We start from the raw sequence: 11975 nt of genomic DNA, 5'->3' as shown, positions 1-11975 counted from the left end.
AAGTTTCCTCTATTCGTCGATCATGAAGATCGGTCGCTGGAAGTTCAGCCGCTGCGACGTCCAGTCGAAGAACGGGAACACCGCTGGCGGCGTATATCGTACGGTCAGGGTCCGCTCGAACGCGCCATCGACTCGCTGAGTGAACGCATTAGTGACCGAGGCCGAAAAATTCCGGTCGAGAGCATAAGGCAGGCTTTCGCCGATGCGTTCCGCCTCAATCCGGATTTGGTCGTTCGTTACTTCATTGCCGATTTGGTATTGGACCACTGCGTAGCGCGCTGTATCCGAGGCAGCGCCGCGCATCGCGTTCATCGCCTGCATGTTGATGGCGATCTGAAATACGCCCAGCAACAGCGCCAGGAACGCCGGCGCAAGAATGGCGAATTCGATGATTGCAGCGGCCTCGTCGTCGCGCTTAAGCCTGGCAAAGAATTGTGTCATCATGAGATCTGAACCCTGCGGCGGATGTCGTAATTTATCGGATTGCCGAAGCCGAAGTCGGACCAAACGGGGTTGTATGTATCCCGCATGCGGATTTCGACATATTCGGAAATGACTGCGGTCGAGGCACAGTCTGTCTCGGTGGTACGCATGGTGGTTTCGGCGTCGCAGCGATAAAGCTGACGCAAGGTCACCTGCGCATCGGTGAGACCGGTTGAAGCTTCAATCACATCTTCGAGCGTGTCACGCTCAGCCGCTTCGTCCGGTGCCCTGGCAAGCGTGATAGCAGCGGCTTCGGCGGCGGCCACCTGTAGCTCGGCATTGCGCGAAATGATCATGGAAGCCTCGAACCCGCCAAGCGCGAGCACAGCGAGGATCGGAACGACAAAAGCCGTTTCGATCACGACAGCACCACGATCGTCGCAGTTCAATCGCTTGGATGACTGCATGCAGAGATTGGCAAGTTTCTGGATCATGCGACCAACCTCACGCGAGTACCACCGTTGACGGAGTAGACTGGATTGGGCGTTGAGGGATCGCAGAACGTGGTCAAATCGGCTGTACCGCCAATCTGGATCTCGTTCGCGGCGATCATCAGGCAGCGGCCAGTCCCGCTGGTTCCTGCCATGGTACCCAGAAGATCAACCGGGCTGTTGGGTGTGTAGATCACACCGCTGAGCTGGGTTGATGCGTTACCATTGATCAGGTTTCGATTGTTCGAATTTGAGTCGCGATGCTCGAATACCAGCATGTTTTCGAGCTTTTCGGCATCGTCGGCATCGACTCCTGCAGCGATCAATTCGAGCTGGGTCATCGCAGACAGGTTTACTGCGGCGCCACCGTTGATTCTGAAGTCAGCCCCGTTCTTGAGAACGAACATCACGCCATTACCCGTGAGCGAGTAGGACGCATTGACGATCAAACTTCCTCCATCGATGACGTAGATACCACCTGCCAGGACTGTGTCGCAGCTCAGCTGGAAGTCTGTGTAAGTGCCGGGGAGCTGTGTTCCGGTCGGAACGGAGTAGACGATGTTCGAATATGTGAACGTGGTGGTTGTAACGGGTTGCTCCCAAATCGTGTCGGGGCCACGACCGTCGATTGCGGTGAGACTGCCGACTACCGTCTGGACACCAGGGACCGGCTCTGTCGAATAGCTTTGACCAGTAAAGGTCTGAGTATCCGTTGAAGCAGGAGTACCCGCTCCTCCAGTGTAGGTCACAGTCCCGCCGGATTCTGCCTGCCGCGCGTTACGACCCTGATAATAGTTGAAGGTGACCACTTCGGTTTGGGTCTCGTCCGCGGTCCAGGGGTTTGAACTCCCGGCACAGCTAAGGGTTCGCGGTGTCGGGTTATCGGGCGGGGTCAAATCCTCAAACGGATCGAACACGCCTTCAGAATTTTCGACCACTTCGGCGCTGGCAAAACCGCCGTGGGTATCGGTCACTGTGCCTGCTGTAACAACGAAGCCGACATCGTAGGTTCCCGAGTTACCGCTGATCGCAACCGAGCCATTGCTGTCAGAAACTGCGCCGATGCCGCAAGGGGCGTTCACGTTCGGGCCACCGTTGAACCATACACCGCGGCTACCGCTTGGCTTAACTGCGAGAATACAGGGGTTGTAGGCGGCTTCCGATTCCCAGATCGCCTGAGAGCGGACGCTGACCGTTGCAGCCCGGCCCATCACGAAATTGCTGAATGGCAGACTGCCGGTGACTGAAGCAGTCACGACAACGCTGTTGTCCGTGCCCCCCAGATAGTCAGCAAGTGCAGAAGTGTGCGTGGGGGAATTGCCGTTCGTGACTTGCAGGTTGACCGCAAATTCCTGCCCGGCGCGCGTCTGATAGACCGTTCCCGTGTCACCATTGCCACGCGCCCATGCCCCTGCAAGAGCAGCCTGGTCAGCAGCGTATTGCAATTCACGCTTCCACAGATACCACTGAGCGGTGTCGACCGCAAAGCCCGCGCCGCCGATCAACGCTGGCATACCGAGGCCCACCAAAAGGGCGGTGTTCCCGCTGGTATTGCGGCGAAGACGTCGTGCGAATTTCTTCAGTGCGCTCATCGATGTCGTTCCTGCGAATAGTAATTGGTCCAGTGCGCGCTTATAGAACAGGCAAGGTAGCCGGTCCGTTCATTGGCGTGGTTAATGAGAGGTTTCTGTTCTCAACCCGCACGCTCGTTAAGAGTATGCCTGCTTGACAATCATACGGAGCAAACGGTTTAGAGCTTCCTAATGGAGCGCGATCACCTTGAAGCATTGAAGGATGAGCAACGTCTCGCGCTGGCTTACACACCGGCTGCGCTGCGTCCCGCATTGGAAGCCAGTTTCGCGCTTGATCGCAGGTTGGCTCAGATCGTTTCCAAGACGACCGAACCGATGCTCGGCCAGATGCGGCTTGCATGGTGGCGCGACATGCTTTCGAGCTCGGTTGCTGAAAGGCCAACCGGTGACGCGGTGCTTGACGCTGTCAGCACGCATTGGAGCGGACGCGAGGAAAGCCTCGTGATGCTTGTCAATGCGTGGGAAATTCTCGTTGCTGAGGACGCTCTGGCAGGGGAACAGATACGGGAATTCGGGCGAGGGCGAGCAGCGCCTTTCGCCATGCTCGCCGCATCAGCTGACCAGCAACAACGCGAAATGTGCATCGTCAAGGGAACGCGCTGGGCCTTGGCCGACGCTGCGGCGCATATCTGTGATGCCGACGAACGGGCGCGCTTCGTATCAGGCGCTCCAGATCAAAAGGCCGGTCCCGCCAGGCTGCCACGAAGCTTGCGCGGGCTTGCTGTTCTCGATGCCTTGGCGATGCGCGCGCTCAAGGCAGGCGGTCGGCCGCTGATGGAGGGGCGAGGGGCGGCACTGCTGGCACTGCGTGTCGGCTTGCTTGGCCGCTAGTTCGCGCTATTTTGCTGTCATGCTAGGAGTTTGCCGATGGGGCGGATAGTATTAGGCGTGTTTGTGGGCCTTCTCATGGCGGGTGTCGGGCTGTCTTGGTGGCAGACCCGCGCTCAGGTGGAAGCAAATGCACCGCCACCGCCTGCTGCGCTTACGCCGTCTGACCCTTCGGTTCTGCCGATTACAGACCCAGCTGACATGACAGGTCCAACGCCGCCTGAGGCCAGTGACCTCACGCGTGAGCAACGCCGCTTCTTCCGCTACGATCGCAACCGAGATCTTGTCATCACGCGCAACGAAATGCTTTCAACGCGGTCTGACGCGTTCCGCAAGCTCGACAAGGACGGCAACAACTTGCTTACCTTCGAGGAATGGGCGGTGACGACTGTCGAGCGTTTCGAAGGCGCGGATGGGAACAGCGATGGCAAGCTGACGCAGCGCGAGTTTGCGACAACCGCACGGCCATCGACCCCGACCACACGCAAGCCCAGCTGTGAATGCTAAGCGGTCAGGCCGGCACGGGTTCTCCAGCTGCGATCCAATCAGCCATGTCTGCCTTGGCGCGGCTTGTATAGGCTTCCTTGCGCTGCTTCTTGCTCACCTCATGTAGCGGTGGAAACAGGCCAAAATTGACATTCATCGGCTGAAAGCTGTCCGCCTGAGCATCGCCAGTGATATGTGCGAGCAGGGCCCCCATGGCCGTGGTACGCGGAATTTCGCGCCATGGGCGGCCTGCCAGTTCATGCGCGGCCATCATTCCCGCCATCAGCCCGACAGCTGCGCTCTCAACATAGCCCTCGCACCCGGTTACTTGGCCGGCAAAGCGGATATGCGGCGCGTTGTTCAGACGCAACTGGCGGTCAAGAACGAGCGGCGAATTTAGGAACGTGTTGCGGTGGAGCCCGCCGAGCCGTGCGAATTCCGCATTCTCAAGACCTGGGATGGTCCGAAACAGCTCAATCTGTGCGCCATATTTCAGTTTGGTCTGGAAACCGACCATGTTCCACAATGTGCCCAGCTTGTTATCCTGCCTCAGCTGCACCACGGCATAGGGCCAGCGCCCTTGCGGATGCTCCTCGGTGGTATCGTAAGGATTGTCGAGCCCGACACCCTTCATCGGGCCATAACGCAGCGTTTCAACCCCGCGCGCTGCCATGACTTCAATCGGCATGCACCCGTCGAAATAGGGGGTGTCCTTTTCCCATTCGCGAAATTCTGTTTTCTCGCCGTCTATCAGCCCTTGATGGAAAGCGAGGTACTGCTCCTTGGTCATCGGGCAGTTGATATAATCACCGTCCTCGTTCGAGGCTTCGGTTCGCTTGTTCCAGCGGCTCTGGATCCAGCACTTCGACATGTCGATGCTTTCGCGGTGCACGATCGGCGCAATCGCATCGAAAAAGGCGAGCCGTTCCTGTCCGGTTGCTGCAACGATGCTTTGCGCCAGTGACTGCGCGGTGAGCGGCCCTGTCGCAACGATTGTCGGACCGGAGGAGGGCAAGGCATCCACGCGCTCGCGCACGATCGTGACATTGGGATGCTCTACCAACGTGCGCTGAACTTCGGCGGAGAAGGCATCGCGATCCACTGCCATGGCGCTTCCAGCAGGGACCTGGGCCTTGTGGCCAGCACGCATGATCAGGCTATCGAGTGCGCGCATCTCATGGTGCAGCAAGCCGACCGCGTTCTTAGTGTCATCATCAGAGCGGAAGGAGTTGGAGCAGACCAGTTCTGCAAGCCCGTCAGTCTGGTGCGCAGGCGTCATTTCTCCGCTGCCGCGCATTTCGGACAGGCGTACCTTGAAGCCACGCTTCGCAAGCTGCCAGGCAGCCTCCGATCCGGCGAGCCCGCCGCCGATAATGTGGATATCCTGTGCCATGGGATGCGCAGTTAGGCTTGCGCTGCGCCACCATCAAGCCCTAGCGGTGCAGCAAGGGAGCAAAACATGCCCAAACGTGCTTTGATTGAACACCGTCCGTGGCTTCTGGCGAGCATCATCGCAGCGGTGGCGTACTTCCTGCTCGATGTAAGTGACAGCGCGTTGGGCGAGGTCTGGATCATCATGGTCAAAGGGGCAGGGGTAGGGGCGCTGGCCGCATACGCCGCTCACCGTGCTTCAGGTTCGGCAGCCTGGCACATTGCTGCTGTTCTGGCGCTTTGCGCGATCGCCGACGTGGCGTTGGATTTATGGCTGGAGATCGGTGCCGGGATCTTTGCGCTGGCGCATATTGTGGCTGTGCTGTTTTACATTCGCTTTCCGAGGCACCATTCGACGATCAGCCAGAAAGGACTTGCTGCTGCTCTGCTTTTCGGCGCACCTGCCATTGCGTGGTTTCTCACGCAGGATTTGCTTGCGAGTGTCTACGGGCTGACATTGGGCGCTATGGCCGCAGCTGCCTGGATGAGCCGCTTTCCCCGTTATCGAGTTGGGATTGGCGCAGTGTTGTTCGTCGCGTCAGACATTTTCATCTTCGCCCGCATGGGGACGCGGCCCGAACCTGCCCTTGCAGCCCTGCTGATCTGGCCGCTTTACTACATCGGGCAATTCATGATCGCGACCGGCGTCGTCCAGACACTGCGTCACGAGCTGGCGGAAGAGGACTAGACGTCAGAGCTGGACTTCCAACCCAGGCTACAATTTTAGGCTTCTGGCGGCTCCTCACCCAAATCCTTGTCGGATTGCGGGGTGGTTTCAGGCGCAGTGACGTCATCGCCGCCTCGCCTTCCGACCAGCTCCTCAACCACTGCGTCCTCTGCCTCGTTCTCAGGCTCTTCGGTTTCATCGATCAGGGCCGCGCCGACAATCGTCTCGCCCTTGGAGACATTGAAGATGCGCACGCCTGAAGAACCACGGCCGGAGATCGAAAAACCTTCGTGATTTTCGAAACCGCCCTCGACCAGATGGCGCAACTGGATCGGCAAGCGGATCAGCTTGGCCTGGTCAGTGACCAGCATCAGCTGCGAGCCATGCTTGACCGGGAAACTTGCCACAACCGGTCCATTGCGATCCTTGTCGCTTGGCTCGCCAATATTAGTCAGTCCCTGGCCGCCACGGCCAATCGTGCGGTACTCATAAGCCGACGAAATCTTGCCGTAGCCATTGGCGGTCAGCGTTAGAATGAATTCCTCAGCCTCTGCCATCTTGGCGACTTTCGCCGCATCGAGCGTATGCTCGTTCTCATTGTTCTTCCACGCCGCTGCACGCAGATAAGCATCGCGCACTTCAGTGTCGGTCTCACCCGCGTCGAGAACCGCCATGGAAACGACCTTCGCGCCGTCCTTGAGCGTCATCCCCCGCACACCAATGCCGGTTCGGCTCTTGGTTTCGCGCGCATCGGTGGCTGAAAAACGGATCGCCTTGCCCGCATCGCTCGCGAGGAACACTTCCTGTGTCTCTTCGAGCAGGTGGACGCCGATCAGCTTGTCACCACTGCCCTCGACAAAGCCCATCGCGTATTTGCCGTTGGTAGGGACGTTGGTGAAAGCATCCATGGAGTTGCGCCGCACCATGCCCTGCTCGGTAGCGAAGATGATGTTGAGCCGTGCCCATTCCTCTTCATCCTCAGGCAGAGGCAGTACATTCGTGACTCGTTCATCATCGCCAAGCGGCAGCAGGTTCACCATCGGTCTGCCCTTGGTCTGCGGCCCCCCTTCGGGCAGCTTCCAGACCTTCAAGCGATAAACCCGACCCGTATTGGTGAAGAACAGGACCGGGTTGTGCGTCGAAGTGACGAACATCTCGACAACTGCATCTTCATCCTTGGTCGCCATCCCGCTGCGGCCCTTTCCGCCGCGCGCCTGGGCGCGGAAAGTGGCTAGCGGCGTGCGCTTGATGTAGCCGCCATGAGTGACCGTCACGACCATTTCGTCGCGCTCGATCAGGTCCTCATCTTCCAGGCCGTCCCACGCGGGCGCAATTTCCGAGACGCGAGGTGTCGCGTATGTCGCCCGGATCTCCAGCAACTCTTCGCGCATTACGTCGTAGAGCTTCACCCTGTCCGCGAGGATCGAAAGATATTCCGCGATCGCTCCGGCAAGCTCTTCCAGCTCGCCTCCGATTTCATCCCGGCCGAGTGCCGTCAGGCGATGCAGGCGCAGGTCGAGAATTGCCTTAACCTGGCGCTCTGACAGGCGATAGGTTCCACCTGCTTCGTCCGTGGATGGCTCGATCGCTTCAACCAACGCGATATACTGTGCGATATCGCCAATCGGCCATTCCTTTGCGAGCAGTCTTTCGCGCGCTGTAGCGGGGTTGGCGGCGCCGCGAATTATGGTGACCACTTCGTCGAGGTTGGATACCGCAACCACAAGGCCGAGCAAGATGTGCGCCCGATCACGCGCCTTGTTGAGCTCAAACTTGGTTCGCCGCGTAATGACCTCTTCGCGAAACGCGATAAAGGCCTGCACGATATCGCGTAGCGTCAGAACTTCCGGTCGGCCACCCCGGATGGCCAGCATGTTGGCGGGGAAGCTCGACTGCGCCGGGGTATAACGCCAGATCTGGTTGAGCACGACTTCCGGTGACGCATCGCGCTTCAGATCAACCACGACGCGGATGCCTTCTCGGCTCGATTCATCGCGAATGTCGGAGATGCCTTCGATCCGCTTGTCCTTGGCAGCTTCCGCGATCTTTTCGACGAGCCCGGCCTTGCCGACCTGAAACGGCATACTGGTGAGCACGATCGAGCGGCGATCGCCGCGCTTTTCCTCGATTTCGTGGCGGCACCGCTGGAGAATTGAACCACGACCTGTTGTGTAGGCCGCCTTTGCTCCGCTTGTCCCCAGGATCAGTGGGGCGGTCGGAAAATCAGGCCCGGGAATATACCCGATCAATTCTTCGGAAGTGATTTCAGGCTTGTCCATGAAAGCGAGACAACCATCGATTACTTCGCCCAGATTGTGCGGCGGGATATTGGTCGCCATGCCGACTGCAATCCCGCCTGCGCCATTGACTAACAGGTTGGGAAACCGCGCGGGAAGCACCTGCGGTTCCTTCAAGGAGCCGTCATAGTTGTCCACGAAATTGACCGTGTCCTTGTCGAGATCATCAAGCAGGCTGTTCGCGACACGCGCGAGCCGCGCCTCTGTGTAGCGCATGCTGGCCGGCGGATCGGGGTCCATCGAGCCAAAGTTCCCCTGGCCGTCAATCAGCGGTACCCGCAGAGACCAATCCTGCGTCATCCGGGCAAGAGCATCATAGATGGCAGCATCGCCGTGAGGGTGGTAGTTACCCATCACGTCACCCACGATTTTCGCGCTCTTGCGATAAGGACGGCCCGCGACGAAGCCGCCTTCCTTGCAGGCGAACAGGATGCGGCGGTGCACTGGCTTCAGGCCATCACGCACATCCGGCAGCGCGCGCGCCACGATTACGCTCATTGCGTAATCGAGGTAGCTCGTCTTCATCTCGTCGACGATGTCTACACGTTCAAACTCACCTAGCGGTGAGGCAGCTGGAAGGGTTTCAGTTTCGTCGCTCAAAATACGCCCAATTCTGGTCTATCAACTTGAGCATCGAATGTAGGGATTGAGGCTGCTCTTCGCCACCGATCACCGTCCCATTTAGGCGGATTTCCGGCCTTTATCCACACATAGGTCCAACCCGTTCAGACAAAGTTGGATGGTGCCAACCTTGCGGTCTGCTGCGCGCGATATTCAATGACAGTTCAGGCAATTTCCGTTAGAAAAATTGCAAATGGCAAAGAGCCGGGCCATGAGGCTTGCGCGCTCCATTTCCAGCGTCGCTTCAAGACGCCTGTGTTGAGTTCTGTCCAGGAGAGACTGATAATGCTGTTGAATTTACTTCCCTCGCGCAAAACCGGTTCGACCTTCGCGCTCGCGATAGCACTGGCTTGTGGGACCGCGGTGGCGACGGTCGGGTTTGCCGAACCCGCATATGCGCAGAAGAAAGACAAGAAGAAGGGCAAGGAACAACCTTACACCAAGGAATTCATCGCCGCTTACAATCCGCTCAACGAAGCAATGAATGCAGAAGGTGCCAATGTTGCCGCGCTGCGTCCTCAGGTCGATGCCTTGCTCGCGATGGCGACTACGCCAGATGAGCGGCTGGCCATCGGCAACCTCGCCTATAACGCAGGGATAAAGAGCAGCGACCGTGCGCTTCAGCTGTCCGGCATGGAAATGATGCTCAGCAGTGAAAAGCTGACCGTCGAAAATCGACCGCAGTATAACTTTGTCGCCTACCAGCTTGCCAATTCGATCGGTGACATAAGTAAGTCGCGCCTTTTCCTGCAAAAGGCAATTGATCTGAATTTTTCAAATGCCGAGGTCACGCCGGATTTGCTGCGTGCAGTGATGGCTGACAGCTATTTCCAGCAAAACCAGTTGGCTGAAGGCCTTGCGTATCTCTCTGGGATAATCAAGGAACGCGAAGCAACCGCGGGCAGCGCGCCCGAAGAGTGGTATCGGACCGGGATGGTCACCGCTTACCGCAATGAGATCGTACCGCAAGTCTATGACTTCGCGGTTGGCTGGGTGCAGCACTATCCGAGCGATGCAAACTGGCGCGATGCTGTGAACATTGCTCGCAATCTTGGTACGTTCAACGCTGGCGAGGCGCTCGATCTGATGCGCCTGGCTCACAAGCTTGATACGATGAGCAGCAAGCAAGACTATATCGAATATGTCGAGGCTGCTGATCCTCGTCGCCTTCCCAAGGAAGTCGCCGATGTAATCGAACACGGCTATTCGACTGGCCGTGTATCAAAGGACGATATCTACATCGCCGACTCGCTTGCGACTGCGAAAGGCCGTATCGCCTCAGACCGCTCGGAACTGCCGGCGCTTGAAAAGGACGCGCGGGCATCGGCAGCCGGGCTTCGGACCGTCGTCGCCGCTGGCGACGCATTCCTGAGCTATGGAGATTATGCCAAGGCGGAGGAGTTTTACGCCAAGGCATTGACCATGCCGGGGGTGGAAACGGCGGAAGTCACAACGCGATTGGGCATTTCTCAGGCAAAGCAGGGCAAGCATGACGCCGCTTCTGCGACCTTCTCCAGCGTAAACGGGAAGCGCCGCCCCATTGCCATGCTGTGGAATGCGCATGTGCTTCAGAACAGCGCATCAGCCAGTGCCGCAGCTCCCGCCAGCTCGCCTGCTGCGCAGGCTCCCGCTATCGGCGGCTGAAATATCATTAGTCTGAGTTGATATTGGCGTGGGGCCGCTCTGGTCTCACGCCATTTTCTTTAGCGCTTCTTGGCCCTAGCGCAGTCGCTTGACATAGACCTGATTGTCGTCACGGCGTTCCACGCTGAAATTGTCGAAGCTCTCGAACATCTCCTTGAGACTCTTGAAGCCGTAATTTCGCACGTCGAAACTGGAGCGGTTACCAGCAATCTGGCCAAGTTGTGACAGCCGGGCAAAGCCGCCGTCACCCTTCGCTTCGGAATAGGCTGCCGTTATCAGGTCCATGAGCTCTTCATCGACGCCCGTGGTATCGGATTGTCTATCGGGCCTAGATTGAGTGGAGAACTCGGACTTGAAGCTGGCGATAAGCTTCTTGATCTCGATAAAGCGGGTGCAAGCGCTCTTGAACGCCTGAGGTGTCTTCTCTTCACCAAAACCATAGACCAGAATCCCGTCCTGCCGCAGGCGTGTTACAAGCGGGGTGAAATCACTATCCGAAGTCATGATCCCGAAACCATCGACCTTGCCTTGATAAAGCAGGTCGATGGCATCGATCGTCATCGCCATGTCGGTAGCGTTCTTTCCCTTTGAAACGTCAAACTGCTGTTGCGGCCGAATTCCGTATCTATTGGTAATCTTGTCCCACCGGGCAAGATTGTCCTTGGCAAAATTGCCATAGGCTCTCCGGATATTGACCTGGCCCAGCTCCGCCATAACGGTCAGTACTGGGTCAATTCCTTCCGGGGTTGTGTTGTCTGCATCGATCAGCAGCGCGATATTCTTGAGTTCGGACATGCACGGTATGTGGCGGTCGCGGACAAAGCCTGCAAGCGCTTATTCCACCGGATTGAATTTGCCCGTCGCCTCGTCAAGAACGTGAAGCACGCCTTCGGAAATCGCGAAGAAAGTGCCGCGCAGCTTAAGCGCGCCGCTCGCTTCCTTCTCGCGCACGCAAGGAAAGGTGCGCAAGTTTGCCAGACTGACCCTGACGCCTGCCATTTCCATTGCCCGTTCCGCCGCGCGGCCTGTAATTCCGTGATCTGCGGCGACTTCATCCCGTGCATCGTCGAGCAGATGGATCCAGTTGGCGATGAAACCGCCTTCGCCCGGCGCGCTTCCATGAAGGTCCTGCGTCAGCGCCGCCTTGCACCCGCCGCACATGCCATGTCCCATTACGACGATTTGCCGCACTTCGAGGAATTGCACCGCGAATTCCAACGCAGCGGAAACGCCGTGAAGGCCCGGCGTCGTCTCGAACGGAGGGACGAGAGCCGCGACATTGCGCACCACAAATATCTCGCCCGGATCGACATCGAAAATCTGTGCAGGGTCAACCCGGCTGTCGCTGCAGCCGATAATCATCAGCTTGGGATGCTGGCCCCGCGCAACGAGATCGTCATAGCGGGCCTTCTGCTTGGGATAGGCCCCCGATCGGAAACGCTCGTATCCCTTCAGCAGTTCAGCAAACTCAGGCATGTTTGGCTCCCCTCAAAGC

11 protein-coding genes are annotated in these 11975 nt (G+C 58.2%); 4 read left to right on the top strand and 7 right to left on the bottom strand.

Annotated features, from left to right (window positions below; translation table 11 throughout):
- Positions 1-9: 9 nt before the first annotated feature.
- The 3 genes from ACG9DO_RS10655 to ACG9DO_RS10645 are packed head-to-tail and all read right to left on the bottom strand — an operon-like array spanning position 10 to position 2506.
- Positions 10-444 (bottom strand): TadE/TadG family type IV pilus assembly protein, encoded by a 435-nt coding sequence (locus tag ACG9DO_RS10655; RefSeq protein WP_394727722.1) that lies wholly within the window; start codon positions 442-444, stop codon positions 10-12.
- Positions 441-890 carry a TadE/TadG family type IV pilus assembly protein gene (locus ACG9DO_RS10650; RefSeq protein WP_394727720.1) on the bottom strand — a complete coding sequence of 150 codons (450 nt, stop codon included), beginning with the start codon at positions 888-890 and terminating at the stop codon, positions 441-443. Before ACG9DO_RS10650 ends, ACG9DO_RS10655 begins: the two co-directional genes overlap by 4 nt.
- Before the next feature lie 23 nt (positions 891-913).
- A complete protein-coding gene (locus ACG9DO_RS10645) occupies positions 914-2506 on the bottom strand; it encodes a pilus assembly protein TadG-related protein (RefSeq protein WP_394727718.1) in 1593 nt (530 codons plus the stop codon).
- A 171-nt stretch (positions 2507-2677) separates the two neighbouring features.
- Between ACG9DO_RS10645 and ACG9DO_RS10640 the strand changes: the two genes are divergently transcribed.
- Together ACG9DO_RS10640 and ACG9DO_RS10635 are read left to right on the top strand one after the other, a co-directional pair.
- Positions 2678-3337, top strand: coding sequence for a hypothetical protein (locus tag ACG9DO_RS10640; protein WP_394727716.1), 660 nt, complete (start codon positions 2678-2680; stop codon positions 3335-3337).
- A gap of 36 nt (positions 3338-3373) precedes the next feature.
- Entirely contained in the window at positions 3374-3841 is a 468-nt protein-coding gene (locus ACG9DO_RS10635; protein ID WP_394727714.1) for a hypothetical protein, read from the top strand.
- A 4-nt stretch (positions 3842-3845) separates the two neighbouring features.
- Here ACG9DO_RS10635 and trmFO read toward each other — a convergent pair whose 3' ends face one another.
- Positions 3846-5213: a methylenetetrahydrofolate--tRNA-(uracil(54)-C(5))-methyltransferase (FADH(2)-oxidizing) TrmFO gene (trmFO, locus tag ACG9DO_RS10630; RefSeq protein ID WP_394727712.1), complete on the bottom strand. Its 1368-nt coding sequence runs from the start codon at positions 5211-5213 to the stop codon at positions 3846-3848.
- Positions 5214-5279: 66 nt separating this feature from the next.
- Here trmFO and ACG9DO_RS10625 point away from each other — a divergent pair, with 66 nt between their 5' ends.
- Positions 5280-5939: a lysoplasmalogenase family protein gene (locus ACG9DO_RS10625; protein ID WP_394727710.1), complete on the top strand. Its 660-nt coding sequence runs from the start codon at positions 5280-5282 to the stop codon at positions 5937-5939.
- Between the two features lie 35 nt (positions 5940-5974).
- Here the strand turns inward: ACG9DO_RS10625 and gyrA are convergent, their stop codons facing one another.
- Positions 5975-8815 carry a DNA gyrase subunit A gene (gene gyrA, locus ACG9DO_RS10620; RefSeq protein ID WP_394727708.1) on the bottom strand — a complete coding sequence of 947 codons (2841 nt, stop codon included), beginning with the start codon at positions 8813-8815 and terminating at the stop codon, positions 5975-5977.
- 306 nt (positions 8816-9121) lie between these two features.
- Between gyrA and ACG9DO_RS10615 the strand changes: the two genes are divergently transcribed.
- Positions 9122-10480, top strand: coding sequence for a hypothetical protein (locus ACG9DO_RS10615; protein ID WP_394727706.1), 1359 nt, complete (start codon positions 9122-9124; stop codon positions 10478-10480).
- A gap of 75 nt (positions 10481-10555) precedes the next feature.
- Here the strand turns inward: ACG9DO_RS10615 and ACG9DO_RS10610 are convergent, their stop codons facing one another.
- Both ACG9DO_RS10610 and ACG9DO_RS10605 read right to left on the bottom strand, forming a co-directional pair.
- Positions 10556-11275, bottom strand: a complete 720-nt coding sequence (locus ACG9DO_RS10610; protein ID WP_394727704.1) for an NYN domain-containing protein — start codon at positions 11273-11275, stop codon at positions 10556-10558.
- A 39-nt stretch (positions 11276-11314) separates the two neighbouring features.
- Positions 11315-11956: a carbonic anhydrase gene (locus ACG9DO_RS10605; RefSeq protein ID WP_394727702.1), complete on the bottom strand. Its 642-nt coding sequence runs from the start codon at positions 11954-11956 to the stop codon at positions 11315-11317.
- Positions 11957-11975: the final 19 nt, after the last annotated feature.

This window comes from Altererythrobacter sp. GH1-8, from assembly GCF_043702085.1.
In the GTDB taxonomy this organism is placed as follows: Bacteria; Pseudomonadota; Alphaproteobacteria; order Sphingomonadales; family Sphingomonadaceae; genus Erythrobacter.
The sequence above is the reverse complement of the archived record's forward strand: the minus strand, read 5'-3'. Positions and strand labels throughout refer to the sequence as shown.

Coding starts and splice junctions, on each gene's coding strand:
- ACG9DO_RS10655 (WP_394727722.1), bottom strand. CDS start 444: ATGATGACACAATTCTTTGCCAGGCTTAAGCGCGACGACGAGGCCGCT.
- ACG9DO_RS10650 (WP_394727720.1), bottom strand. CDS start 890: ATGCAGTCATCCAAGCGATTGAACTGCGACGATCGTGGTGCTGTCGTG.
- ACG9DO_RS10645 (WP_394727718.1), bottom strand. CDS start 2,506: ATGAGCGCACTGAAGAAATTCGCACGACGTCTTCGCCGCAATACCAGC.
- ACG9DO_RS10640 (WP_394727716.1), top strand. CDS start 2,678: ATGGAGCGCGATCACCTTGAAGCATTGAAGGATGAGCAACGTCTCGCG.
- ACG9DO_RS10635 (WP_394727714.1), top strand. CDS start 3,374: ATGGGGCGGATAGTATTAGGCGTGTTTGTGGGCCTTCTCATGGCGGGT.
- trmFO (WP_394727712.1), bottom strand. CDS start 5,213: ATGGCACAGGATATCCACATTATCGGCGGCGGGCTCGCCGGATCGGAG.
- ACG9DO_RS10625 (WP_394727710.1), top strand. CDS start 5,280: ATGCCCAAACGTGCTTTGATTGAACACCGTCCGTGGCTTCTGGCGAGC.
- ACG9DO_RS10615 (WP_394727706.1), top strand. CDS start 9,122: ATGCTGTTGAATTTACTTCCCTCGCGCAAAACCGGTTCGACCTTCGCG.
- ACG9DO_RS10610 (WP_394727704.1), bottom strand. CDS start 11,275: ATGTCCGAACTCAAGAATATCGCGCTGCTGATCGATGCAGACAACACA.
- ACG9DO_RS10605 (WP_394727702.1), bottom strand. CDS start 11,956: ATGCCTGAGTTTGCTGAACTGCTGAAGGGATACGAGCGTTTCCGATCG.